The organism is Hymenobacter swuensis DY53 (genome assembly GCF_000576555.1).
Lineage (GTDB): Bacteria > Bacteroidota > Bacteroidia > Cytophagales > Hymenobacteraceae > Hymenobacter > Hymenobacter swuensis.
Map to the genome: position 1 here is coordinate 2,428,232 of NZ_CP007145.1, position 25,981 is coordinate 2,454,212.

General features: G+C 61.3%; 20 protein-coding genes and 2 pseudogenes. 15 read left to right on the top strand and 7 right to left on the bottom strand.

Annotated elements, in window-relative coordinates:
• Nucleotides 1-16 precede the first annotated feature (16 nt).
• The 4 genes from HSW_RS25205 to HSW_RS11730 all read left to right on the top strand — a co-directional run bounded on the left by HSW_RS25205 (nt 17) and on the right by HSW_RS11730 (nt 3,001).
• Entirely contained in the window at nt 17-418 is a 402-nt protein-coding gene (locus tag HSW_RS25205) for an Imm50 family immunity protein (protein WP_394332389.1), read from the top strand.
• Nucleotides 419-479: 61 nt separating this feature from the next.
• Nucleotides 480-992: a 5-(carboxyamino)imidazole ribonucleotide mutase gene (purE, locus tag HSW_RS11720; protein ID WP_044002082.1), complete on the top strand. Its 513-nt coding sequence runs from the start codon at nt 480-482 to the stop codon at nt 990-992.
• Complete coding sequence (locus tag HSW_RS11725) at nt 989-2,239, top strand: 5-(carboxyamino)imidazole ribonucleotide synthase (RefSeq protein ID WP_197031992.1); 1,251 nt, start codon at nt 989-991, stop codon at nt 2,237-2,239. Before purE ends, HSW_RS11725 begins: the two co-directional genes overlap by 4 nt.
• Before the next feature lie 285 nt (nt 2,240-2,524).
• Nucleotides 2,525-3,001 (top strand): hypothetical protein, encoded by a 477-nt coding sequence (locus tag HSW_RS11730; RefSeq protein ID WP_044002084.1) that lies wholly within the window; start codon nt 2,525-2,527, stop codon nt 2,999-3,001.
• A gap of 74 nt (nt 3,002-3,075) precedes the next feature.
• Here the strand turns inward: HSW_RS11730 and accC are convergent, their stop codons facing one another.
• Complete coding sequence (gene accC / locus HSW_RS11735; protein ID WP_044002085.1) at nt 3,076-4,581, bottom strand: acetyl-CoA carboxylase biotin carboxylase subunit; 1,506 nt, start codon at nt 4,579-4,581, stop codon at nt 3,076-3,078.
• Between the two features lie 347 nt (nt 4,582-4,928).
• Here accC and HSW_RS11740 point away from each other — a divergent pair, with 347 nt between their 5' ends.
• Nucleotides 4,929-6,179: an aminotransferase class I/II-fold pyridoxal phosphate-dependent enzyme gene (locus tag HSW_RS11740; protein ID WP_044002086.1), complete on the top strand. Its 1,251-nt coding sequence runs from the start codon at nt 4,929-4,931 to the stop codon at nt 6,177-6,179.
• Nucleotides 6,180-6,422: 243 nt separating this feature from the next.
• Nucleotides 6,423-6,596 (top strand): annotated as a pseudogene (locus tag HSW_RS25085) (histone H1); the annotation flags it as partial.
• 190 nt (nt 6,597-6,786) lie between these two features.
• On the opposite strand, the gene tyrS reads toward HSW_RS25085, so the two are convergent.
• Complete coding sequence (tyrS, locus tag HSW_RS11750; RefSeq protein ID WP_044002087.1) at nt 6,787-8,085, bottom strand: tyrosine--tRNA ligase; 1,299 nt, start codon at nt 8,083-8,085, stop codon at nt 6,787-6,789.
• A gap of 179 nt (nt 8,086-8,264) precedes the next feature.
• Here tyrS and holA point away from each other — a divergent pair, with 179 nt between their 5' ends.
• From holA to HSW_RS11785, 7 genes and pseudogenes are all read left to right on the top strand, one after another.
• Complete coding sequence (holA, locus tag HSW_RS11755) at nt 8,265-9,341, top strand: DNA polymerase III subunit delta (protein ID WP_044002088.1); 1,077 nt, start codon at nt 8,265-8,267, stop codon at nt 9,339-9,341.
• Nucleotides 9,342-9,401: 60 nt separating this feature from the next.
• Nucleotides 9,402-9,731, top strand: coding sequence for a hypothetical protein (locus HSW_RS11760; RefSeq protein ID WP_044002089.1), 330 nt, complete (start codon nt 9,402-9,404; stop codon nt 9,729-9,731).
• Nucleotides 9,732-9,965: 234 nt separating this feature from the next.
• A complete protein-coding gene (locus HSW_RS11765) occupies nt 9,966-10,562 on the top strand; it encodes an FMN-dependent NADH-azoreductase (RefSeq protein ID WP_044002090.1) in 597 nt (198 codons plus the stop codon).
• A gap of 188 nt (nt 10,563-10,750) precedes the next feature.
• Entirely contained in the window at nt 10,751-11,212 is a 462-nt protein-coding gene (parS, locus tag HSW_RS11770) for a type II RES/Xre toxin-antitoxin system antitoxin (RefSeq protein ID WP_081768382.1), read from the top strand.
• A gap of 13 nt (nt 11,213-11,225) precedes the next feature.
• A pseudogene (locus HSW_RS11775) lies at nt 11,226-11,690 on the top strand (RES family NAD+ phosphorylase).
• Nucleotides 11,691-11,795: 105 nt separating this feature from the next.
• Nucleotides 11,796-15,146, top strand: coding sequence for a DEAD/DEAH box helicase (locus HSW_RS11780; protein WP_052346374.1), 3,351 nt, complete (start codon nt 11,796-11,798; stop codon nt 15,144-15,146).
• Between the two features lie 93 nt (nt 15,147-15,239).
• Nucleotides 15,240-15,527: a hypothetical protein gene (locus tag HSW_RS11785; protein ID WP_044002091.1), complete on the top strand. Its 288-nt coding sequence runs from the start codon at nt 15,240-15,242 to the stop codon at nt 15,525-15,527.
• Between the two features lie 13 nt (nt 15,528-15,540).
• On the opposite strand, the gene HSW_RS23805 is transcribed toward HSW_RS11785, so the two are convergent.
• The 5 genes from HSW_RS23805 to HSW_RS11810 form a co-directional block, all read right to left on the bottom strand.
• Complete coding sequence (locus HSW_RS23805) at nt 15,541-17,289, bottom strand: alpha/beta fold hydrolase (RefSeq protein WP_197031993.1); 1,749 nt, start codon at nt 17,287-17,289, stop codon at nt 15,541-15,543.
• Nucleotides 17,290-17,630: 341 nt separating this feature from the next.
• Nucleotides 17,631-17,822 carry a hypothetical protein gene (locus HSW_RS11795; RefSeq protein WP_044002092.1) on the bottom strand — a complete coding sequence of 64 codons (192 nt, stop codon included), beginning with the start codon at nt 17,820-17,822 and terminating at the stop codon, nt 17,631-17,633.
• A gap of 93 nt (nt 17,823-17,915) precedes the next feature.
• Nucleotides 17,916-18,134, bottom strand: coding sequence for a hypothetical protein (locus HSW_RS11800; protein WP_044002093.1), 219 nt, complete (start codon nt 18,132-18,134; stop codon nt 17,916-17,918).
• A 105-nt stretch (nt 18,135-18,239) separates the two neighbouring features.
• The gene (locus HSW_RS11805; RefSeq protein ID WP_155832944.1) at nt 18,240-19,067 is read right to left on the bottom strand and encodes a hypothetical protein; all 828 of its coding nucleotides are present in this window, start codon (nt 19,065-19,067) and stop codon (nt 18,240-18,242) included.
• Nucleotides 19,068-19,355: 288 nt separating this feature from the next.
• Complete coding sequence (locus tag HSW_RS11810) at nt 19,356-21,809, bottom strand: FG-GAP-like repeat-containing protein (protein ID WP_044002095.1); 2,454 nt, start codon at nt 21,807-21,809, stop codon at nt 19,356-19,358.
• Nucleotides 21,810-22,008: 199 nt separating this feature from the next.
• Here HSW_RS11810 and HSW_RS11815 point away from each other — a divergent pair, with 199 nt between their 5' ends.
• Both HSW_RS11815 and HSW_RS11820 read left to right on the top strand, forming a co-directional pair.
• Nucleotides 22,009-22,464, top strand: a complete 456-nt coding sequence (locus tag HSW_RS11815; RefSeq protein ID WP_044002096.1) for a hypothetical protein — start codon at nt 22,009-22,011, stop codon at nt 22,462-22,464.
• A 184-nt stretch (nt 22,465-22,648) separates the two neighbouring features.
• Nucleotides 22,649-25,888, top strand: a complete 3,240-nt coding sequence (locus HSW_RS11820) for a tetratricopeptide repeat protein (protein ID WP_044002097.1) — start codon at nt 22,649-22,651, stop codon at nt 25,886-25,888.
• The last annotated feature ends 93 nt before the right edge of the window (nt 25,889-25,981 follow it).

The window sequence follows — 25,981 nt, forward strand, 5'->3', positions numbered from 1 at the left end:
AATGGGTACTGACTCGATGTGGATTGAGCACGTTTTGAATCCTAAAACCATAACGAGTATCTACCCAACTGAACCTCTATCCTTAGAGCAGATACAGTTGTTTGAGGTAGCCATTGTTTGTGGCGATGACCTACAGTGTAAGCTTCATTTTGACTTGAAGGATTTTCCTGCTGACGCCCCGATCAAATGGGTACAGCGAAAATGTAATACAGTGCAAATGAGCTTAAACTTGAGTCAAACTGAGCTAAACCGTTGCGCTATTCCTAGCGGAAATGGCATTGGCGACTTGAGTATCATTTACGACGGAACGCGCTTTCAAGTAACATTCACCACCCAGCCACAAGGAATTGTTTTTCAAGCAACAGCTACTTGGATACACGTCGACAACATCTCGGGCTATCAAAATGAACTTCGCTAACCGCTCAACGAAGCGGTAGAGATGCTTCGGCTTCGCTCAGCATGACGACCAACTAATTTCGATGAGTACTACTTCCTCCCCCAATACCCTCAAACCCATAATTGGCGTCGTCATGGGCTCCAATAGCGACTGGGACACCATGCAGCACGCCGTGCAGATTCTCACGGAATTTGGCGTGGCCCACGAAGCCCGCGTGGTGTCGGCCCACCGCATGCCCGACGACTTGTTTGCCTACGCCGAACAGGCTGGGCCGCGCGGTTTGCAGGCCATTATTGCCGGCGCGGGCGGGGCCGCCCACCTGCCGGGGATGCTGGCCGCCAAAACCACCGTGCCCGTGCTGGGTGTGCCGGTAGCCAGCCGCCATTTGCAGGGCGTTGACTCGCTGCACAGCATCGTGCAGATGCCTAAAGGGGTGCCGGTGGCCACGTTTGCCATTGGCACCGCTGGCGCGGCCAATGCCGCCCTATTCGCGGTAAGCCAACTGGCCTTGCACGACGCAGCTCTGGCCGCCAAGCTGCTGGCCTTCCGCGCCGCCCAAACCGAAGCTGCCCGCGCCATGACGCTGCCGCTATGAGCGAGGGAGCTGATATGACCACCATGACGCCGATTTTCCCGAGCAGCACGGACGCCGCCGGCCAGCGGGCCACGCTGGGCGTGCTGGGCGGCGGCCAGCTGGGCCGCATGTTTGTGCACGCCGCCCAGCGCCTAGGCTACTTCACCGCCGTGCTGGAGCCCGACCCGCAAAGCCCCGCCGGGCTGGTCAGCCACCACCACATCCAGACCGGTTACGACGACCCGGCCGGGCTGGCGCAACTGGCCCAGCTCTGCCAGGCCATCACCACCGAGTTTGAGAACGTGCCGGCCCAAACTCTGCACACGTTGGCCCAAACCCGCCCCGTGGCCCCCGGCGCGGCCGTGGTGGGCATTGCCCAAAACCGCATCGAGGAAAAAGCCCGCTTCACTGCTTGCGCCGACGTGTCGGGTGTGAGCTGCGCGCCGTATGCGGTGATTGAAACGCCGGCCCAACTGCAAACCGTGCTGGACGAGCGGGCCGAGTTGCTACCCGGTATCCTGAAAACCGCGCGTATGGGCTACGATGGCAAGGGCCAGGTGCGCGTGCAAACTGCCGGGGCATTGGCTGCCGCCTGGGCCGAGCTGGGCCACACCGCCTGCGTGCTGGAAAAGATGCTGCCGCTCACTGCCGAATGCTCGGTGCTGGTGGCGCGGGGCTGGGATGGGCAGGTGGTGAGCTTCGCCCCCCAGCGCAACGTGCACGTCGGGGGTATTCTGGCCGTCACGCACGCCTACGAAGGCGCGCTGCCGCCCGCTTTGGCCGACCGGGCCCGGGAGGCAGCCGTGGCCATTGCCCGGCATCTGGACTACGTGGGGGTGCTGTGTGTGGAGTTCTTTGTGGTGGACGACGGCAGCGAATACGGCGGCCTGGTGGTCAATGAAATGGCCCCGCGCCCGCACAACAGCGGCCACTATACCCTGGACGCCTGCGACGCCTCGCAGTTCGACCTGCAGGTGCATGCCATGGCGGGCCTGCCTTTGCCGCAGCCGCGCCAGCATTCCCCGGCCATCATGCTCAACCTGCTGGGTGACGTGTGGTTTGCTGCCGACGGGCAACTACGGGAGCCCGACTGGTCGGCCGTGCTGCGCCTGCCAGGCACGCACCTGCACCTGTACGGCAAAGTGGAAGCCCGCGCCGGCCGCAAAATGGGCCACCTGACCATCACCGGCCCGGATGCCGCCAGCGTCACGACGGTGGCGCGGCGCGTGGCAGAGATGCTCGGACTTCCGGGGTTGGACGCTATGTAGATGCCCCTGTCAGCCCTTATCAACGGAATCCTACTGGTCCTCAACTGGCTGTTAGCCACCCGAGGTAGACTGCTCCCAGAACGACCAACGCCGCCAATCAGGCGCGGCTGCTGGCGTGAGAAGCTATATGCTCTTAGCTTGGCGGTTATCCTGTCAGCAAGAACGAGCTGCTGTACTTACCCGATAAAATAGTTGATTCTCGATAGGTGGTAGCACATGTACGCCACTGCCTGAGTACTTTCATTACTTGGAAGAGAAACCTGCTTCCTTGAAAAATAGCTGCTTATGATTACCTCATTCCTCCCCAAGCATATCGTTAGCGCCTGGCTGTTACCGCTACTCGTTGTTTTCGCATCCTGCGGCTCCAAGGACGATGACAAACCAGAACCCACGCCTCAGTATGTAGTCAAAGTCAAGGTGATTAGCATAGACGCCGGTGGGTTAGGTGCGGGTGGAACAGTACATGTCACGCGATTCAATGATCCTCTTGGATCTATCCTGATGAACGCTAGCTTACCTGATAACGGAATTAAGGAAACGGGCCAGATTACCAATCTAAAGACAGGTGAAAAAGTCGCTGTTGGGTTAGGTTTTGATAAAGCTACAACCGGTTCCGGTATTGTCCCTCGCACAACCAGTAAGCTGCGTGGTGAAATCTGGGTGAACGACCAGCTCAAAGCCTCGGCTGAGTTAGACCGCAATACACCTTCGCAAAACCCAGATTATCCTACCAATTTTGCCGCGTACACAATGGGTGACTAACCACCAAATTCGCACGCACAAAAAGGCCGCCCGGTTACATAACCGGGCGGCCTTTTCGTGCGTGCGAATTTCCGCTACCGAGCCCCCAGCCGGTTGCGTTTCCAGGCCGAGCCGGTAGCGGCGGGCGCATCGGCGGCGGGAGTTGCGGGTTTCTTCTCCATCAGGAGCATGGCGGTGAGGACGGCGGCAAGCTTGGCGGTGGCTTCATTGGGGGCGGCAGGTTTCAGGGCGTCGGCCGGGAAATGGTCGCGGATGAAGTTGGTGTCGAAGTTGCCGCTCACGAAGGCCGGGTGCTGCAGCACGTAGCGGCCGAAGCCCAGCGTGGTTTCGATGCCGGTAATCTGGTATTCGTCGATGGCGCGCAGCATCCGGGCAATGGCCTCCTCGCGGGTGGCCCCGAAGGTGACGAGCTTGGCAATCATCGGGTCGTAGTAAATCGGGATTTCCATGCCTTGCTCGAAGCCGTCATCCACCCGCACGCCGGGGCCCTGGGGGCGCACGTAGGTGGTCAGCGTCCCGATGTCGGGCAGGAAATTGTTCTGCGGATCCTCGGCGTACACGCGCAGCTCCAGGGCGTGGCCGGTGATGGTCAGGTCGTCCTGGCTAAAGGCCAGGGGCAGGCCCTGGGCCACTTTGATCTGCTCCTTCACCAGGTCGAGGCCCGTAATCTGCTCCGTCACGGGGTGCTCCACCTGCAGGCGGGTGTTCATCTCCAGGAAGTAGAAGTTGCGCTGGTCGTCCAGCAAAAACTCCACGGTGCCGGCCCCGGTGTAGTTGCAGGCGCGGGCCACGTCCACGGCGCAACGGCCCATTTCGGCGCGCAGCTCGGGCGTGAGCACCGAGGAAGGCGCTTCCTCAATCACCTTCTGGTGGCGGCGCTGAATCGAGCATTCCCGCTCAAACAGATGCACGATGTTGCCGTGCTCGTCGCCCAGGACCTGAATTTCGATGTGGCGCGGGCCGGTCACGAACTTCTCAATGAACACCGAGCCGTCGCCGAAGGCTGAGGTGGCCTCGTTGATGGCCAGCTGCATCTGCTCCTCAAAATCCTCGGCCGAATTCACGATGCGCATGCCCTTGCCGCCGCCGCCGGCCGAGGCCTTGATCAGGATGGGGAAGCCCACCGTGGCGGCAATGCGCTTGGCCTCTTCCACGTCGGAAATGGCTTCGTCGGTGCCGGGCACCAGCGGGATGTTGTAGGCTTTCACGGCCTGCTTGGCCGAAAGCTTGTCGCCCATCACGTTCATGGCTTCCGGCGAAGGACCCACGAAAATCAGCCCGGCCTCCGTGACCATGCGGGCAAACTCGGCGTTTTCGCTCAGGAAGCCGTAGCCGGGGTGAATGGCATCGACGCCCAATTGCTTGCAGACTTCCAGGATTTTGTCGCCGCGCAGGTAGCTGTCTTTGCTGGCGGGCGGGCCCACGCACACGGCCTCGTCGGCGTAGCGCACGTGCAGGGCATTGCGGTCAGCTTCAGAGTAGATGGCTACGGTCTGGAGGCCCATTTCCTTGGCCGAGCGCAGCACGCGCAACGCAATTTCGCCGCGGTTGGCGACGAGCAGCTTGGTTATTTTTTTCATCGGGAGAGAGGTGGAGCGGGTGGGAGTGGAGTCGGATTATGTAAACAGAAACGTCATGCTGAGCTTGTCGAAGCATCTCTACCGCTTCGTTGGGTTAGCATTGCAACGAAGCGGTAGAGATGCTTCGACAAGCTCAGCATGACGTTTCTGTTGGCGGTAACAGGCGTTCAATACCCAAAGAAACGCCATTCCGACCGGACCAGAAAACCGCGCCGGCCAATTCCCGGAAGGTTGGATAGCGGCCCGGGGGAGCTTACCTTTGCGGATTGCCATAACTTTGTACATTCCCCGGTGGTTTAGCGCTCAGGCGTCACCGCCCGTTTCCTTTCACATTAACCCGTCCCCTCGTGGATCTATTTGAGAAGATTGCCGCCAACCGCGGCCCGCTGGGTGTCCACTCACACTACGCGCACGGCTACTTCGCTTTCCCTAAGCTGGAAGGCGAAATTAAGCCCCGCATGATTTTCCGCGGCAAGGAAGTGCTTACCTGGAGCCTCAATAACTACCTGGGCCTGGCCAACCACCCCGAGGTGCGCAAGGCCGATGCCGATGGCGCGGCCGAGTACGGCATGGCCCTGCCCATGGGCGCCCGCATGATGTCGGGCAACTCCAACCTGCACGAGCAGCTGGAAAGCGAGCTGGCCGAGTTTGTAATGAAGCCGGACTGCATGCTGCTCAACTTCGGTTACCAAGGCGTGGTAAGCATCATCGACGCCATGGTGAACCGCCACGACGTAATTGTGTACGACGCTGAGTCGCACGCCTGCATCATTGACGGGGTTCGTCTGCACGCCGGCAAGCGGTTCGTGTACGTGCACAACGACATGGCCAGCCTGGAGAAGCAGCTGCAGCGCGCCGAGCGTATCATTGCCGAAACCGGCGGCGCTATTCTGGTGATTACCGAGGGCGTATTCGGCATGTCGGGCAACCAGGGCGACCTGCGGGGCGTGATTGCACTGAAGGAGAAATACCAGTTCCGCCTGTTCGTAGACGACGCTCACGGCTTCGGTACGCAGGGGGCTACGGGTGCCGGAACGGGCGAAGAACAGGGCGTACAGGACGGTATCGACCTTTATTTTTCGACGTTTGCCAAGTCGATGGCCAGCATCGGCGCCTTCGTAGCTGGTCCCGAGAACGTAATTGAATATTTGCGCTACAACATGCGCAGCCAGATTTTCGCCAAAAGCCTGCCCATGCCGCTTGTAGTGGGCGCTTTGAAGCGGTTGGAGCTGTTACGCACCCAGCCTGAGCTGAAAGAAAACCTCTGGACCATCGTACGGGCGCTGCAAAGCGGTTTGCGCGAAAAGGGCTTCAATCTGGGCACTACCACCTCCTGCGTAACGCCGGTGCTGCTGACCGGCCAAATCTCCGACGCGGCCCAGATTACCTTCGATCTACGTGAGAATCACGGCATTTTCTGTTCCATCGTGGTGTACCCGGTGGTGCCGAAGGGCGTTATCATGCTGCGCCTCATCCCCACGGCCAGCCACTCGCTCGATGATGTGGCCGTGACCATCAAAGCCTTCGAGGCGGTGCAGGAGAAGCTCTCGAAAGGACTATATTCCAAAGCTGAAGTGCCTGCCGGCCTCCAGGACTAATTACGGCTTTGCTAAGTACAAAAGTCAGCTTCCATCCCGGGGGCTGACTTTTTGCTTTAGTACTATTCCGGGTATTGTCCGGTCATGAGGAGGGGTAGAGTGAGTCGGTTTGAGGGTAAAAAGGCCCCTATGCGGCTGAAAAAGGGGATTGAGAAAAAAACTCACCGACTTGCTTGTATTTGAAATCCCTGTATATTAGGGCCGGTTAAACACTTTTTTCCACACCAAATAACCCCTCCCAAAATGAGCAACTTTAGCCAACTGAAAGACCTCGTGATGTCGCTGGAAGCTGACTTCGAGAAGTTCTACGACAAGGGCAACTCGGCCGCTGGCACCCGCGTGCGCAAGGGCATGCAGGAGCTGAAAAATATGGCCCAGACCATCCGCACCGAGGTGCAGAACGCCAAGAACACCGCTGGCGAAGCCGCTCCGGCCAAAGCTGCTCCGGCTGCCAAGAAAGCCGCTCCCGCTGCCGCTAAAAAGGCTGCACCGGCAAAAAAGAAGTAATGCCGGGCCGCGCTCTGCGTGGCCACTGTACTTACGAAAAGAGGCCCTGTCTACTATCGACAGGGCCTCTTTGTGTTATGGGCTCTTGGCGGGTGAGTACTTACACTACCTTGATCAGGTAGTAGTTCTTTTTGCCCTTCTGGGCCACTACATACTTGTCGTGCAGCAGCGGCAGCTCGGTGGCCTGCTGCTCCAAAGTGGCCTTGGCGCGGTTCAGGCTCACGCCGCCCGCCTGAATCATCTTCTTGGCCTCACCTTTGGAGGGGAAGATGACGGCGTTAGTGGCGTCGCTTAGCAGGCTGATAACGTTGTGCTCGGCAAGGCTGGCGCGGGGTACCTCCACGTGGGGCACACCGGCAAACACGTCGAGCAGCGTGGCCTCGTCGAGGCTGCTGAGCTCCCCGCCGCCGAACAGCACCTGCGAGGCCGCTACAGCCGCTTCGTAGGCCGCCTGGCCGTGCACGCGGATGGTCACGTCTTGGGCCAGGGCCTTCTGCAGAGTGCGCAGGTGCGGGGCTTGGGCGTGCTCGGCTTCCAGGGCTTCAATTTCCGCCTGCGGGAGCAGCGTGAACACGCGGATGAGGCGGGGCACGTCCTCATCCTTGCTATTGTAGAAGAACTGGTAGAACTGGTAGGGCGAGGTCATGGCGCCATCCAGCCACACGGTGCCGGTTTCGCTCTTGCCATACTTGGTGCCGTCGGACTTGGTGATGAGCTGGCCAGTGAGGGCGTAGGCCTTGCCCTCGCCGCCCGACATGCGCCGGATCAGCTCGGTGCCGGTGGTGATGTTGCCCCACTGGTCCGAAGCGCCCATCTGCAGAGTGGTGCCCAACTCTTTGTAGAGGTGGAAGAAGTCGTAGCCCTGCAGCAGCTGGTAGCTGAACTCGGTGTAGCTGATGCCATCGGCCCCGGATTCCTCGTTGCCGCCGATGCGGCGCTTCACCGAGTCTTTGGCCATCATGTAGTTCACGGTGAGGTGCTTGCCCACTTCGCGCAGGAACTGCAAGAAGCCAAAATCCTTGAACCAGTCGTAGTTGTTCACTACCTGCGCCCCGGTGGGCGAGTCGTCGAACACCAGGAACTTCTCCAACTGGACTTGGATGCCGGCCTGGTTGCGGCGCAGGGCGTCTTCATCCAGCAGGTTGCGCTCCGCTGATTTGCCCGAGGGGTCGCCAATCATCCCGGTGGCACCGCCCACTAGTGCCAGGGGCCGGTGGCCGGCGCGCTGCAAGTGCACCAGCAACATGATGGTGGCCAGGTTGCCGATGTGCAGGGAAGGCGCGGTGGGGTCGAAGCCGATGTAGCCGGTGATGGGCGCGTTCTTCAGCAGGTGCTCCTCGGTGCCGGGCATCATGTCGTGAAACATGCCCCGCCAGCGCAGTTCGTCGATTAGGTTCAAGGGGGAAGTTGTGAAGTTGTGAAGTTGTGAATCAGGCGGCGGTTATAGACACGACCAACTCACGCAAGTAAGAGGCGCAAAGGTAAAAAGGCCTGTGGTACATTTGTCGTTCAAGTGAAAGCAGTGGCGGAATAGCGCCCCGTTGGCCTTCACAACCTCACAACTTCACAACTTCCCCCTTGACCCTCACACCCGACGAAATCCTGAAGCAGCTCCAGCAGCGGCAGTTCGCGCCCGTGTATTTCCTGCAGGGCGAGGAGCCGTATTACATTGATCTGTTGGCTGATTTGCTGGAAAAGCACGTGCTGCCCGAGCATGACAAAGGCTTCAACCAAGTGGTGCTCTACGGCAAGGATACCGACGTGGCCGGCATCCTGGGCCAAGCCAAGCGCTTCCCGATGATGGCCGAACGCTCGGTGGTCATCGTGAAGGAGGCCCAGGCCGTGGCCGACCTGGAGGCGGAAAAGTCGTGGCCGTTTCTGGAGGCGTACCTGCGCAACCCGCTGCAGAGCACTGTGCTGGTGTTCTGCTACAAGCATAAAACCCTGGATGCGCGCAAGAAGCTGGGCAAGCTGCTGGCCGGCGACAAAAAGGAGCCCGCGCCCGCCGGCACCGTGCTCATGACCAGCAAGAAGCTCTACGACAACCAAGTGGCGCCCTGGCTGAGCACCTACGTGCGCTCGAAAAACCAGCAGATTACGCCTCAGGCCACGGTTATGCTGGCTGAGTACATCGGCGGGGAGCTGGGCCGCCTCACCAACGAGGTAGACAAGATGCTCATCAACCTGCTGCCCGGCCACAGCATCGATGAGGACTTGGTGCAGCGCATGGTGGGCATCAGCAAGGAGTACAACATCTTCGAACTGCAGAGCGCTTTGGTGCGCCGCGACGTGCTCAAGGCCAACCGCATCCTGCTCTACTTCGAGGCCAACCCCAAGAACAACCCGCTCATCCCGAACCTGACGCTGCTGTTCAACTACTTCTCCCGGCTGCTGGCGCTGCATCAGAATCCCAACCCCTCGGAAGCCGACTGGCTGAAAATGGGCCTGCGCTTCCCCATCCAGCGCAAAGACTACCAGACCGGCCTGAAGGTGTTTGACTTCCACCGCACCCGCGACATTGTGCACTTAATAAGACGCGCCGACGCCCAAAGCAAAGGCATCGACTCGGGCTCCATGACCGACGGGGAAATCCTGCGGGAGCTAATCTGGCTGATCATCCACCCGGTGCCGCTGCACGCGGTGGTGGGGCAGTAGGTCGCGTATCTACATCAGGCGGTTGCTGCCACTTCATTCTGAAACCTCGTTCCCGAAAAAATGTGCCCTGACTGCTTCCCGGCCGGAGTATCCGGCTTTCCCTCGTGGTGGGAATACGAGGCGTTTGCGCAACAACTGCCCCGCAAGCCGCTGACGTTGCTGCCGGCTGCGTCGGACCCGGTCGTGCGGTATGCATGCCCGACGTGCCGGGAGGTATGGGTGCTGTCGGAGCCGGAAGGAGCGTGGCGGGGGTATTTTCTGCCTGAACCAGCAGCGGCCGTCTATACCCAGCGGTTGATGATGGGCGACAAGGCGCGCCGGCTCGGTTGTTTCGGGCTGTTGCTGGCGGCGGCACTGTATGCCGGTTGGCGGTGGCTGTGTGTAGCTTAAAGTGGCGGAAGGGACGACGTACACGGCAAGCAGCTCCGGACTGCTCAGTAACAAAAGCACGTGCCGAAGCAAAAAAGATGATTAGCTAAAACAATGTGTATACATTTGATGTACAGACATGGATAAATGACTTGGCTTGCCGGCAGTCAGGCTTGGCTGCCGCACCTACGGAACGGGTTCGACGTGCTTCCGCAAGGCCGGGGAGTTTTTCTTACATCTCTAAAAATCAGTAGCATGAACATTCTGAACGTCATTTCCAGCCCACGCGGCGGCGCTTCCTTCAGCATTAAGCTGGCCAACGGCATTATCGAGAAGCTGCAGGCTGCCAACCCCGGCAGCACCGTAACCACCCGGGACCTTGCTACCCATCCCTTCCCGCAACTGGAAGAGGCCAAGCTGCAGTCCTTCTTCACGCCGCCCGCCAACCGCACGCCCGAGCAGCAGGAAGCCGCCCGTCACTCCGACGATGCCATTGCTGAGCTGCAGGCCGCCGACGTCATCGTTATCGGCGCGCCGCTCTACAACTTCGGCATCCCGTCCACGCTCAAAGCCTGGATTGACCACATTGCCCGCGCCGGCATCACGTTCCAGTATGTTGATGGAGCTCCGCAGGGACTGGTAACGGGCAAGAAAGTGTACGTGGCCATGTCCAGCGGCGGCATCTATTCGGAAGGGCCGGCCGCTGGTTACGATTTTGTAGCACCCTATCTGAAAGCCGTGCTGGGCTTCATTGGCATGACCGATGTAACCGTGGCGCGGGTAGAGGGCGTTGCCGTACCCGGGGTGCAGGACACCGCCCTGGAAAAAGCTCTGAACAGCGTAGCTATCTAAGGCGCTCAGGCGGTTTTCCAGCCACAACAAAAGCCCGCCCGGTTTCGTTTCTACCTTGCTGAAACCGGCGGGCTTTTGTTGTGGCTGTTGGTTACGCACCAAGATTGGTGATGTATAGAACCAAAGGAAATTTTTCCTCGTTAATCAGAAAAATTTCTATAAGTTCGATTCGCTAACTGGAACTTCTCATGGCCACACCTGCTCATCAACCCAAAACCACGGCTCCTACACCAACCGCTTTGCGCAAAAAATGGGCGGCCTGGAGCCTGGCCGGGCAGGATTCGTTTGCCTTGGTGATGGAGGCGCGCAAGGGTGTACCAGCCGCTACGGCTTTCGAGGTGGCCGAGGCGTTTCATTTGCAGGCCAACGAGCTGGAGGCTATCTACGAGCTGTCGACCAAAACGCTGCGCACGTATTCGCAGGAAAAAAAGCCGCTGAGTGCGGCTAGTAGCGAGAAAACGCTTAAAATCATCAGCCTCTACAACCTGGGCCTAGAGGTATTTGGCGAGGCGGCCGCGTTTCTGCGCTGGCTGGATAAGCCCGCTCACGGCCTCGACGGCGAGATTCCGCTGCGGCTGCTGGAAACCAGCGGCGGCATTGACCTAGTAGCTGAGGAGCTCACGCGCATCGCCTACGGCGACTTGTCGTAACCGGGGAATCTGCATGCTGGTATACCGCATCTGTCTGGCCAAGTACGCCGATGACCTGTTCGCCTCGGGCTACCGGGCGCGTTGGAATTTCAAGGATCAGTTTGTGATTTACACGGCTGCCACCCGTGCGTTGGCCTGCCTGGAAAACGTGGTGCACCGCAGCGGCGAAGGCCTCACCGACCAGTTTCGGGTGCTGGTGATTGAAGTGCCCGACGACGTGCTCATCGAGGAAATTACGCCCACTCAGTTGCCTGTCAACTGGGAAAAAGCCAGCCGCTACGCTGTGTGACAGCCCCTCGGTGACGCCTGGTACCGCCGCCGCAGCTCGGCGGTGCTGCGCGTGCCCTCATCCATCGTGCCCCAGGAGTTCAACTATATCCTGCACAGCCGCCACCCCGATTTCAAGCGTATCCGCATCATAGCCCGGGAGGAGTTCCGGTTCGATTCCCGCATCAAGGCGGATACTGCGGATAGGTAGTCTGGTTTGATTGCTACGCAGAGGAACTCAGGTGTTTTTTCGATGCTGCCGCTCTATCTATGCTATTCTTACTCCGCATCTGGAAAAAGGAAAATTAACAAATCGATGCCGCAACTCACCGAGCCAGCGCCGCACATTTCTTTCCTGCTGCAGCAGCTTCCTGGTCTAACGTTGCCGCAGGTACTGCGCCTTGCTCCCCGTAGCTTTGTGCCCGATACCCACGTTCAGCGCGCCCTGGCCGTGCTGGAAGTGGAAGTCAATGCCGCGCAGCTGGTAAGGCGCAGTTTGGGTGAAGAAACGGTGGTAGAGGTGCAGCAGACGGCGGCGGGTCTGACGCTGGCGTGCACTTGCGGGACAGTAGGAGAGAACCTATGCGAAACCCAGGCCCAGATGGTATTGGCCTTGATCAACCGCCCGGAACTGCGTGTATTCTTTGATGCGCCGCTGCGCCAGAACCAACTGCTGGCCGCCGCCCGGGAATACGGTCTGGAGCATGCTCCAGACCTTGAGGAGCACTTCCAGCTGACGTATGCTGCCACCGGGACAACGGTCATTCCGCGCCGCCCCGATCTGCTGCCTGTAACACCCGTTGCCAACCAGGAGATGGTGCGCCGCCTGTTGCCCCCGCCGCCGACACCGGCAGCAGCTACGGGTGGCCAGCGGCTGCTGGTGCTGGCGCGCCACCGCTACTACGGGCACCTTACCCTGCACCTGGCCGAAGCCGCGCTGACAGCCGCTGGTAAGCTTAAAAATCCGCTTACCCTGCTCAACCCGCTGGATGGCATCTGGCAGCTCACTAACCTGGCGGAGTTGAAGTTCTACACCGGTTTGGCCCGCTTTCAGCATAACTACGACGAGGCCCGGACCCCGGCCGCAGTGGAGGCGCTGCGGGCCGTGGTGCGTAACCCACCGGGGCTGCCCATATTCGTGCATCAGGCCCCGGCCGGCGAGAAGCTGACGGCTCCGACGCTGCGGCCCGTACGGCTGCACGGCGGGCGGCTGGAGCTGCGGTTGCACGTAGCGCAACAGGACGCGTTTTATCAGATAACCGGCCAGCTGCTGGTGCAGGATCAGGCCCTCGACTTGCAGGCCCTGACCATCCACTACGAGTACTTTGTGGCCCTGCACGACGATTTGTACCTGCTCGATGACCTGGATGTCTGGCGGGTAGTGGAGTTCTTCCAGCAGCGTAACAACGCCCTGCTGGTGCACGAGTCGAAGTTTGCCGAATTCCGGGCTGAGGTGCTGCAGGGGCTGGAAGACCGTCTGCACATCCACTACGCCTACCTGCGCCCCGCTACCCGTCGGCAGCTGGCCGCCGCCGGTTTTGGGGCAACGCCGGAGCCGCTGCTCTACCTTTCCGACGCCGGCCCCCACGTGGAGCTACTGGCTGCCATGCGCTACGGCGAGCGGGAAGTGCCGGTCCTCTCAAAACGCCAGCTACAGGCCACGGATGCCCTGGGAAAGCCGTTTGCGGTAGCTCGTGACGGTGCGGCTGAAGACCGGCTGACGGCCGCCCTGTTGCACCACTGGCCCGAGCTGGCCGATCAGCAAACCCAGGATTCGTTTTATCTGGCCCGGGCCCGGTTTCTCGACGAAGACCGAGTGCTGGCCGCGCTGGCCGACTGGCGGGCGGGCGGTATCAAGGTGCTGGGGTTCCGGCAGCTGCAGGGCAACCGGCTCAATCCGCACCGGGCCGAGGTGTCGGTGCAGGTCAGTAGCGAGACGAACTGGTTTGATACTAGGCTGGCGGTGCGTTTCGGGCGGCAGCACGCCACGCTGCCTCAGCTCAGCCAGGCCGTGCGCAACCGCCGCCGTTACGTGGTGCTCGATGACGGTAGCCACGGTGTACTGCCGCCCGAGTGGCTGGCGCGGTTTGCCCGCTACTTTGCGGCCGGAGAGGTGGTGGAAAACCAGCTCCGCACGCCACCTGCAGGCTTTGCGGCCGTGGAGGAGCTGTACGCTGCCGAGGAACTGATGCCTACTGCCCAGGCCCGGCTGGCCGGCATCCGGACGGCCGTGGCCGATTTCCGGGGCATTACGCCGGTGCCCGTCCCGGCCGGGTTGCGTGCTACCCTGCGTGACTATCAGCGGGAGGGCCTTAACTGGCTGAATTTCCTGGATGCCTTCGGGTTCGGGGGGGGGCTGGCCGATGATATGGGGCTGGGCAAGACGCTGCAGGTGCTGGCCTTTGTACTGCACCTGCGCGCGCAGGGCCGCCCGGGGCCCTGCCTGGTGGTGGTGCCCACGTCCCTGGTGTTTAACTGGCAGGCCGAAGCCGCCCGGTTTGCACCCGGCCTGCGGGTGCTGACGTGGCACGGGGCCGGCCGCCGCCGGCAACCACCGGATTTTGGCGCCGCTGACCTGGTACTGACGACGTACGGCACGCTGGTTTCGGACCTGTCCCGGCTGAAGGCGCAGGAGTTTGAGTACGTATTTCTGGACGAAGCCCAGGCCATCAAGAACCCGGCCTCCCAACGGTACCGGGCGGCCTGCCAGCTACGCAGCCGGGGCCGGGTGGTACTCACCGGCACCCCCATCGAAAACAACACCTACGACCTGTACGCGCTGCTTTCCTTTACCTGCCCGGGGTTGCTGGGCAGCCTGCGGCAGTTCCGGGCCCGGTATGCTACGCGCATTGATAAATTTGGGGAAGAGCCGGTGGCCCGGGAGCTGCACCGCAAAATCCGGCCCTTCGTGCTGCGCCGCACCAAGGCCCAGGTAGCTCCTGAGCTGCCCCAGAAGACGGAAATGGTGCTCTACTGCGAAATGCCGGCCGAGCAGCGCCGCGTGTACGACGCCTGCCGACAGGATTTTCGGAACCTGCTGCTGGGCCAGCGAGAAGACGTTACGGCCCGCAACCACGCCTCCGTGCTGGCCGGCCTCACGCGGCTGCGCCAGATCTGTGACTCGCCGGCCCTGTTGCCGGATCTGCCCGATTACGGTGCCGCCTCGGCCAAGCTGGCGGTGTTGCTGGAGGAAATTCAGAACCACGCTCCGCAGCACAAAATCCTCGTTTTCTCGCAGTTTGTGGGCATGCTCGACCTCATCCGGCCCATGCTGGAGGCCCACGATATTCCGTACCAGTACCTGACCGGGCAGACGCGGCAGCGCGCCGCCGTGGTGCGGGCGTTTGAGGAGCAGGACGAAGTGCGGGTGTTTCTCATCAGCCTGAAAGCCGGCGGGACCGGCCTCAACCTCACCCGTGCCGACTACGTGTACCTAGTGGACCCCTGGTGGAACCCCGCCGTGGAAAATCAGGCCATTGACCGCGCCTACCGCATTGGGCAGAACAAGCCCGTGGTGGCGGTGCGCCTCATCTGCCCCGATACCGTGGAGGACAAAATCCGCCAGCTGCAGGAGTCGAAGCAGGAACTGGCCCAGGACCTGATCCGCACCGATGCCGCCCTGCTCAAGTCCCTCTCGCCCCGGGAGCTGCTGGAACTGGTGGGGTAGTCGGGTAGGGGGAGTGAGGCAGTAGTGCCAGTAACTACAAAACGGCTTCCCGATAAAAGCTGCAGCTTTACGCCGTTTTTAACCCCGCCCGCCATGCTCCAGACCTCACCGCATATGCAAGTAGTTGATATTATTCAGATGTCGCCGAAGGAGGTGTTCATCGTCGGCTACCTCACCGGGGCCGTGGCGGCAGGCTCCTGGGAGCTACGGCGCAACGATGAAGCAGTGGCCGTGGTGCAGGTGGCGGGCGAGGTAGAGGTGGAAGCCGGCCGCAAAGGCAAGCTGGCCCCGCCCCGCGTCGTCAGCTGCCAGGGTCAGGTCGATAAAAAGCAGTTCGACTTCACCCAGGATGAGATAACGCTGGCCCGGCTGGACGCCTGAGCTACGGCGGCGCCTAACGCGACGGACTCACCGGCTTTGCTGCCCCTTGCGGCTGCCGGAAAAACCGCAGGACTGTTGCGTTAAATACCACAGGCACTTCCTGCGGCGCGTAATGCGTGGCCCCGGGGAAAATAACCAGCTGGCTGTGCGGCAAAGCCCGGGCAATGGCGCGGGTGTGGGCTTCCAGCACTACATCGTGCTGCCCGGCCAGTACCAGCGTGGGCGTGGCAAGGCCGCCTAGCTGAGCGAAGGTGAGCTGGGGCTCTTGGAGCAGCAGTCGGAGCAGACGGGCGGGGTTGCCGGTGGCGGGCTGAGTATTTGCCAGCTGCTGCCGGAACTGCCGGAGCAGGGCCGGCTCCAGGGCCTCGGCAGTCGGGAACAGGTTGGCTCCCATGATGGCCATGCGCCGCACGCGGGTGGGGTGGGCAAGTGCCAGTTTCAGGGCTGTATTGCCGCCGTCGCTCCAACCAAGGATATCTACTTGCTGCAGGTGCAAAGAGTCGAGCAGCTGACGGACATCTTCGGCAAACAGGTCGTAGGTAAGCGGCGTGGTGGTGAAATCCTGGCTGCGGCCCTGAGCGCGGGTATCAAGGGCAATAACCTCGAAATGGCTGGCCAGTTCGGCAATCTGCAACTGGAAAGCGGTCACCGACTGGCCATTGCCGTGCAGCAGCAGCAGCGGCTGACCCTTCCCGTACCGCTCGTAATAGAGCCGCCCGCCCTGGACCGGCACGTAGTGGCCGGCGGCCGGGTTGCTGCCGTAGCGGGCGGAGTTGGGAAGGGCCGGGCCGGAGCCGTACCGCAGGTAGTTGAGGCTATCCGGCAGCGCGTATTGGGCTGGCGCATCGGGAGCAGCAGCGGCCGGGGTGTCGGAAAGGGGGGCTAAGGCGGTGGCGCGGGAGGTGTCGGCGTACGTGTCGGCCGTGAGGTAGAGGCTGAGGTAGCCGGGCGCGGTCTGCTGCCACTGGGCCTCGCTTTTGGAGCGGGTAAGAATGCTGTGGCCCGGCAGCGGCACGGCCGAAAAGGCGAAGCCCTTGGCGCTATCGGGGGCCGCATCACTGCGCAGCCACTGCACGGTCACGGCTACTTCCCGCAGCTCTGGCAAGACTAGGTGATAGGGCTGCAAATCGACTTTTACCCACCCCCGGGGTTGGGTTACGGTGAAGCGGATATCCGGCTGGGGCAGGGGCTCGGCGGGCAGCCCGTTGCGCACCCGGTACAGCAGCAGCCTGAACGTTACCGCCCGGAACCGGTTGAAGGCCACGTGCAGGTTCACGTCGCGCAGGTGACAATCGGGGCTGATGGGCACGATGGTACCCTGCTCGCGGGCCCGCTCATCCTGCCCGGCCCCGGGCTCAGTGTAGAGGCGGGCCGTCATGAAGGTGCTGCTGGCGGTGCGCCCAAAGGTGTGGGTGCGCACTTTTCCGGGTCGGATGGTAACGGCCCCGAGTTGCTGCGCGGCCGGCTGCAGCCGGATAACCGACTCGGCCACCGTCTGCAGGCTCCGCAGCGGCACGGGCTGCGCTTGGTACCCCACGCAGGACACCACCACTGGCTGTTGCACCGAATCGGGCAGCTGAAACCGGAAGCGACCCACCTCATCGGCCACCGTGCCAAAGGGCCGGCCAGCCACGCCCACCGAGGCGAATGGTACCGGGTTTTGGGTAGCGGCATCGAGCACTAGGCCGTGCAGCACGGTGGGCTGAGCGAAGGAAGTAAACGTCAAACAGAAGAGTAGTAACAGAATGAATAGTGCGCGCATGGAAGAAGGAAATGTTCTCTCTGGAGTGCCAAACTCCATGAAACGTTGCGCGGGCAGCGGCACGAGCAGCAGAAATACAGGCCTTTCTTCGGGGCAGAGGGGACCAACCCGCGAATAAGTAGCACTAATGCAGTAGTTTGTACTGGATGGGTGAGGATCGGGCTCCGGTGAGGTGTATATAGTAAAGGCCGGTGCTCAGCGGTACGGTAGCAATATCCAGCTCGGCCTGGGTGCTGCCCACGGGTACGCGCAGCTGCCCCTGGGCCAGCGGAAATGTGAGGGGTAGCGTCCGTCGGGCGGGTGGCCGCCGCCAGCGGCCGGGCAGCCGGCGTGCCGGTGGCCTACCAGACTTCCAGACCTGAGAGGTTGCAGATGCCGTCGAATGTAGTGAGTTGTAGGGAGCCGGTAGACACCGTGACGTCAAAGGGCCCGAGCTTTTGCCAGGTGCCGGCCGGGCCGCTGTTGTAGTTCGTCTGCACGGTTTGCCCATTGAGGGCCAGCGAGAAGGTTTCCGCGTTGTTGTCCTCCCACACCTAGGCCCACACGCGGTAGGAGCCGGCTGGGTTCACGGCCCAGTAAAAGGTGTAGGCCGGGGCGGTGCTGCAATCCGGGTTCAGCCGGATTTCCTAGGTGGTAGCTAGGCCGGCGGCATCCGTCACAGTCAGCACAACGCGGTAGTAGTAGGTTTCGGCCCCGCAGCCCAGCGCCGAGGTCGTGAGGCTGCCGGTGGGCGTGGTTTGCGTGGGTTCGGGGTGCTCGTAGTCGGCATGGTGCAGGTAGCACTGCCAGAGGTAGCTCAACTGGCCCGCGCCGTGCTCCTGGTCAGCCACGGTAGCCGAGCGCATAGCGGAGAGGAGTTAAAATGAGGCATGTCACCTCCCGGCCCGCTGCCGGGTCAGGAAGCGGAACAAAGTCAGGAAGTCGGGGTGGAGGAGTAAGACGCGGCCTACTTAATATCGTTCTTCCTTCCGTGCCGAACTCAAGCCAATCAGATATTCGCAGGCTTGGCGGAAGCCGTCCTGCTTATCGGGGCTATGGCGGAATACCGCGTGGTAGCCGCCGGCCGTGTGGGCCTCCAGAATCCAGTAAGCTCCGTCCGTTACGGTATGCAGCCCGCAGGTTACTTGCTGTTGGAAGCGGCACTGCTGCAACAGTCGCTCAAACTGTTGCCACTGCAGCGGCGTGATGGGTCGGGTTGTTTCCAACTGCGGCACCCGCTCGGCCCGGCGGTTCATTTCGGCCAGATTGCGCAGAACTTCAGGGTCAGCGCGGGAAGCTCGATCAGCTGCCCGCAGCCGTTCCCGCTCAGCCGGTGACTGGTTGGAAGAGGTGAAATCAATGCTGCTGAGCCGGACCTTGGGCAGCCCAGCCCATTTGCTCAGCCATTGGGTGCGTAGCGTGGCACCGCTGCCTTGGCGGGTAAGCGTGATAAGCACCGGCCGCTCGAAGGAACGCAGCCACAGAAATCGGTACATGTCGTGGCCCAGGTAATAATTCGACAATACCGGCGCTCCGAAGAAGATCAAATTGGTTGAGGCATTACTTAGTGTAAATCGGCAGTCTTTGGCTTGGTCAGCCTGCTCATCGGCTTCTGGGGAGCCGGTACGAGGAACATGTCTGGGTAGCATAGCTACCTTGGGGAAATAAAACGTGCTGGAATCCCGCGGGTGGCCCTGGGCATCGGAAACGGCCGGGTTATGCGGGAAGTGAGACTGGCTGACAGCAGGCGAGGAGCATGCCGCCAACAGCAGCGGGAGTAGCAAATGAATACGAGGCATAAGTGATAAAGTGCTATTGACAGATTCTAAATGTAATGGCGTAGAGCTTTTGCGACCAATCTTCTCTAACTCACACATAATAATTCCTGGTGCCTTATTCCTGGATGTGCCTCTTTCTGCTCTGTTGGTCTATACATATGCCGGTCTTTGCTAGTAGTACCTCGCCAACGGCCTGCTGTAAGCATGCCTACTACCCAGAAATAGTGTGAACAGCCTACAAAAAAACGGCTGGAATGCACCAGCGCGAGCTTGCATTCCAGCCGTTTGGCAGAATAAAAAAAGGGGATCTTATCGAAGGAGGATGTGACGGATAAGTGAGGTCGAAGCACTGGTGAGCCGCAAAACGTAGGAGCCGCGGGCTATTTTTTCTACCTGTAATTCCTGTGCTGATAGGTGACCGTCCAAAACAGTGCTAAGCACTATCCGGCCAGTCGCGTCCAACAGCTCTGCCCGATAAGAGGAAGTGAAATTAGCCCCGGAAAAGCGCAGGTGCAGGCGGTCAGCGGCCGGATTGGGATACACCAGCCACTGGTCTGTAGCAGCTACCATTGTCTGGCTACTGGTAACAGTGCCGCCTCCTTGCAGGAACGTATTCACCGCGCTGGCTCCTAGGTTGGCCACTGTAAGATCGGGGCGGCCATCAGCATTTACATCGGCTACTGCCACATCATACGGTGCTCCGCTCACGACTAGTATGACGCCAAACGACAGGACGCCGTTGGTATTGCGTAGGATGGAGACTTCGTTATTGCGAGCACTGGTCACCAGCACCTCCGGCTGCGAATCGCCATAGATGTCCGCCACGCTCAGGCCGCTGGAGTAAAAGCCGTTCGGCTGGGGCTCCACCTGAAACTGGCCGCTGCCATCATTCCGCAACACTACCACCGGCGACCGGCCTTCGCTGCTGGTCAGCAACTCGGGGCGGTTGTCACCCGTCAGGTCGGCCGCAATAATCTGTACGGGAGCCCCGCTGGCGGCAATAACACTGGGGGCCGCAAACTGCCCGGTACCAAGGTTCCGCAGAACGGCTATTGGACCGGTAGAGTGAGCGGCTGCCAAGTCGAGCCGGCCGTCGGCATCCACATCGGTGGCTACCAGCCCAGTGGAAAACGCGCCCGTCGGTAGTGTAAGCGGACTAGCAAACTGGCCGTTTCCGATGTTGAGAAGAACTGCCACCGAGTTGCCGGTAGCCCCGGATACGGCCAGGTCCGGGCGGCCGTCCGCATTGAAATCGGCGGCTACCACACCTGTGGGGTTGCCCGGTACGCTGATGGTCGTAGCCTGGGAAAGTACGCCCGTTCCGGCAGGGTTTAGCAGGACCGAGAGCGAAGCTGCCCCGCGGTTCGCCGTTACCACATCCAACCGGCCGTCGCCATTTACATCTGCCAGCGTTACCGCTTCGGGCTGGCTGCCAACCGGATAGGTAACTGCAGGATCTAGGGTGCCATCGGGCCGACGGAGTAGCACGGCTAGGTTGCTGGCCATAGGCGAAAGGCCGCTTACCGTTACCACATCGGGCCGCCCATCGGCGTTCAGGTCGCCCTGGGCCAGCCGCAGCGGACCATTGGGAGCGTTGATAGCAGTAGAGGTGGCGGCGGCGAACCGGCCGTTGCCCAGGCCCGGTAACACGCTCAGCGACTGGGAAACCGTCTGGACGTAATTGGCCGTAACCAGGTCCGGGCGGCCGTCGCCCGTCAGGTCCGCCACGGCTACATCATAAGTCGTTACTCCGGCGGCAAAGGAACCGACCGACGTAAACGCACCGGTAGCCGAGCCCAACAGGATGGTGACGTCGTTGCTGCGGCTATTGGATACGATGACGTCCCGAAAGCCATCGGCATTCACATCGGCGCTGGTAATGCCCGTAGAGCCCAGGCCGGCCGGGTAGCTTACAGGGACCGCAAAGCCGGTGGCCGTGGCCAGGGTAATAGTGGCCGCGTTGGCAAAGTCGGCCTGCGCCACGTCCGGGCGGCCATCCCCGTTAAAATCAGCCACCAATAGCTCTATCCCGTCCTGCGCGCCCGGATAGCGCCCCACGGACGTAAGTACGCCGTTGCCGGCATTGCGTAGCACTTCAAAGGTAGCCGTGGCACCATTCGAAACGATTACATCCGCCTTACCATCGGCATTCATATCGGCTATGGCAATGCCCTCCGCCCCCTGGGGCAGGGTGAGCAGGGTCCCGGCTTCCGCGAACGTCCCGTTGCTCAGGCTCGCTAAGATGCTCAGCTGGGTAGTTCCTGCCGCGGAGCTGAGGACGGCCAGATCCGGACGGCCATCCCCCGTCAGGTCGCCGGCCGCCAAGTCATAGGCAGCGGCATTGTTAGGGGTTGGGTAGTTGACGGCCGCATTGAAGCGACCGGAACGGTCGTTGCGCAACACCGATACCGACTGCCCTCCGTAGGATGTTACGGCTAGGTCGGGGTACAGGTCGCCATTAAAATCAGCGGCCACAATAGCGTTTGGCCGATTCCCCACGGCATAAGTAGTCACGGGCCCTAGTGTACTGGTAGCGCCATTCAATAGTACCCCTACAGTGCTTCCCACTAGGTTCGCCGTTGCCACATCCGGTCGGCCGTCCCGGTTTAAATCAACGGCTACTACGCTGCGGGGCGTTTCGGGGTAGGGAGAGCCGACGCCGTAGCCGATGGGTTGCGGAAAAACCGGGAAAGACTGCGCGAAGCCCGACAGAGTCGGCAGCAGCAGGCTACCGGCTAGGAAAAGAGGTAAGCGTTGACGCATAGAAAGCGCTGAATAAAGGAGGGATGTAGATGTGGAAATTCAAACTGCTTCGGAAAAAGCCAGTAAAACTAGGTAAGAAACCGAGGTAATAGTCGTTCTACCAGGACAAAAAATGGATTCGCCGCAACCTGCGGGCATTTTTCTATACTTTTGGCTACCCCCGCTGCGGCTTGTTCACTAGGTCTATTACTCCATAGTTATGCTGAAAAAGTATCTGCAATACGCCACTGCGGCTAGCCTCGTAGCCTCATTCGCCGCCTGTCAGCAAATCGGCGAAGAGGAGCAGAAAGGAATTTTTACCATTACGAACCAGTCGGGACAGGATGTGGAAGTGCGAGTGTACCGCACGCAGAACCGGCAGCAGCCTCCCCTGATTCTGTCGCTGCCGCATGCTGCCAGCGTAGAGCGGGTCAGCTACGGCGGAGCGGGCCTCATCGCCTATCCGGAACTGTTTTCCCAGGGTGATTCGGTCCGGTTGGTGTTTCAGGATGGAAAGCAGCAGCTGCACTACTGCCTCCAGGCGCAACAGGCCGAACAGTGTCAGCCGGTGCGTAATCTGCTGTCACTGGGGCAGTATCAGGTAGAAGCGCTGGGCGAGCATACCAACCGATTCAGCTACACCATAACCGCTGCTGATTACGCAGTAGCCCGGTGAAAGCGGGATATAAGCGGGTGCAGACAGGTAAGGCGGTACCCTGCACGGACGGTTAACTTACACCAAACGGGTGGCTTAGGGCGTTATCGGCAGCGAAAAGGCAATTCCCGCCGCAACCCAAGCCGGGTTTTCGCTACTTTTGGCCATATCCGGCTGCGTAAGCCGTTTCCCGTAACGCCCCGCAATGAAGTTTATACCCCGTTTGGCGCTGGCCGCCTCCCTTTCCGCTGCCGCCCCCCTGGCAGCTTCGGCCCAGCAAACGCAGGTGTTCACCGCTGATGAACGCCACTTCCAGGAAGGCCTCGAACTATTCGACCGTGGCAAGTACGGCGCGGCCCAGCAGGCTTTCCAACGCTACCTCGACCTCACCCAGCGCCGCACCGGCGAGCTGGCCCCCGGCCGCACCCAGGATGCCGAGTACTACTACGCCGTAGCCGGCCTCTACCTATTCCACCCCGACGCCGAGGACCGCATCCTGGCCTTCGCCACCCAGAACCCGGCCCACCCCAAAGCCGCCCAGGCCTACTTCGAGCTGGGCAAGTTCTACTTCGACAAGAAGGACTACGTGCGGGCCATCGACTACCTGCAGAAGGTGGGCCCCGATAACCTCACTGACGACCAGCGGGCCGAGGCCGAGTTTAAGCTCGGCTACGCCTACTTCGCCCAGAAGGAGTTCGACAAGGCCAAGCTGCAGTTTGACCGCAACAAAGCCGGCAACCACCAGTACCGCTTCGCCAGCTCTTACTACGCCGGCTACCTGGCCTACCGCGCCGGCGACTACGCCGGGGCCCGCAAGGACCTGGCCGTGGCCGAGCAGAACGACGCCTACAAGCCCGTGGTGCCGGCCGTGATGAGCCAAATCTACTACAAGGAAGGCGACTACGACGGGCTGATTGCATACGCCACTCCGGTGCTGAGCCAGACCCCGCCGCCCCAGAGCGCCGACGAGATTCAACTGCTGGTGGGCGACGCCTACTATCAGAAGGAGGACTTCAAGCAGGCCGCCGAGTACTTCGACAAGTACGCCGCCGGCCGCAAGAAAATCGAGCCCGAGGTGCAGTACAAAATCGGGTACGCCAACTTCAAGCAAGGCGACTTTAAGGGCGCCATCGGCAACCTGAAGGGCGTGGCCGCCCGCCGCGACTCGCTGGGCCAGAACGCGGCTTACCACCTGGGGCTGAGCTACCTCAAAACCAATCAAAAGCCGTTGGCTCTGAACTCGTTTGACGCGGCCCGCAAGCTCACCTTCGACAAGGTGATTACCGAAAACGCTACGTTGAAGTACGCCCAGATAAGCTACGAGCTGGGCAACACCCAGGAAGTCATCAACGCCCTGCGCGAATTTAGCAAGCGGTACCCCCGCTCCAAGAACCGCGCCGCCGCCGATGACATCCTAAGCCAGAGCTTCCTCAACTCCTCCGACTACGCTCAGGCCCTCAATTACCTCGACAACCTCGACGACCGGAGCCAGAAGCTCAACGCCACGTACCAGCGCGTAGCCTACCTGCAGGCGGCCACCCTCTACAACGACAACCGCTACCAGGACGCCCTGCCGGTGCTCGATAAGAGCCTGAAATACCCCGAGGACGAGGCCCTGCGCGCCGCCGCCCAGGTACTGAAAGGCGAAATCTACAGCATCGGGCAGCAGTACCAGCCCGCCATTACGGCCTACACCGCCGCCGCCCGCACGGCCCGCACCGGCTCGGCCTCCGAAACCGACTTCGACCAGAAGGCCCGCTACGGCCTGGGCTACGCCTACTACAACACCAAGCAGTACGACCGGGCCCGGCAGCAGTTCCAGGCCTGGCTGCAGGACCCCGTGGCCAAGCCCGCCGACGCCAACTACTACGACGTGACCCTGCGCCTGGGCGACACCTACTACATCGGCAAACAGTACCAGCAGGCCCTGGACCAGTATAACAAAGTCATTCAGGCCAACGCCGCCGATAAGGACTACGCCTACTACCAGAAAAGCGTGGTGCTGGGGCTGCTGGGCAAGCGGGAGGAAGCCGGCGCCACGCTGAGCACCCTGCTTAAAACCTCGCCCAACTCGCGCTACGCCGACGACGCGGTGTACCAGCAGGCCCAGCTCGATTACGAGGCCGGCTCGTTCCAGCCCGCCGTGGATGGCTTTACCAAGCTCATCAACAACCGCCCCAACTCGGCCCTGATTCCGCAGGCTCTGCAGAAGCGCGGCGTGGCCTACCAGAACCTGGACCAGCACGACAAGGCCGCCGAGGACTTCAAGCGGGTGCTCACCCAGTTTCCGCGCACCAAGGCCGCCAGCAGCGCCATCTACAGCCTGCAGGAAAGCCTGAGCGCCCAGGGCAAAACGGAGGAATTCGACCAGTACCTGGCCCAGTTCAAACAGCAGAACCCCGATAGCAAGGCCACCGAAAGCGTGGAGTTTGAGGCCGCCAAGTCGCTGTACCTGGCCGAGAAGTACGCCCAGGCCATTCCGCGCCTGGAAGGCTACCTGCAGCAGTACCCCAGCACCACCCTGGCCGCCGACGGCCGCTACTTCCTAGCCGACTCCTACCTGCGCACCGGCCGCAAAACCGACGCGCTGCCCCGCCTGAAAGCGGTGGTGGAGGAAGGCAAGAGCGAGTTTGTGAACCGGGCCGTGGGCCGGGTGGCCGACCTGGAGTTTGAAAACAAGAACTACGCCGAGGCCGCCAAGTACTACGGCCGCCTGCGCGAAGTGTCGCAGAACAAGCGCGAGGTGGCCAACGCAGGCATTGGGCTGATGAAGAGCTACTACGAGGCCGGCGACCTGGAAGGCACCCGCCGGGTGGCCCAGGAGCTGCAGGCCCAGGGCGGCGCTTCGCTCAACGCCACCAACCTGGCCCTGCTGTACCTGGGTAAGGCCAGCTACAAAGCCGGCAGCCTGGAGCAGGCCATCGGCGAGCTGACCACGGCCGCCGCTACCGCCAAGGATGAAAGCGGGGCCGAAGCCCAGTATCTCATTGCCAGCGCCCTCTACCAGCAGAAGAAGTACCCCGAAGCCCTGGACGCGGCCTACAAGAGCAACTCCGACTTCGCCAACTACGATCTGTGGCTGGGCCGGGCCTTCCTGCTGATTGCCGACGTGTACCGGGAGCAGAACGAAATCTTCCAGGCCCGCGCCACGCTCAACTCCATCATCGACAACAAATTCCCGGTAGCCGAGGTGGTGGTCGGGGCCAAGGAGCGCCTCGCCGCCCTGCCCGCCGACCCCGCCGCGCCGGCCCCGACCCCGCCCAAAACCACGCCCAAGTCGGCCCCGGCTACCCCGCCTAAATCGACTACCAAACCCGGTACTACCACCAAGCCCACCGGCAAAACCACTCCGGGCAAAACGCCGGTGCGCAACTCCCTGGCCCCCTCGGAGGTGCAGCCCGCCGACACCACCAGCAACCCCAGCACCACGCCCCGGGAGGAGTAGAACGATATAGAGACGCGACGTGTCGCGTCTCTATACCGGCCAATAAGCCCGCAGGAATACTTCAGGCTTACGGATTCAATACATTGACAACCA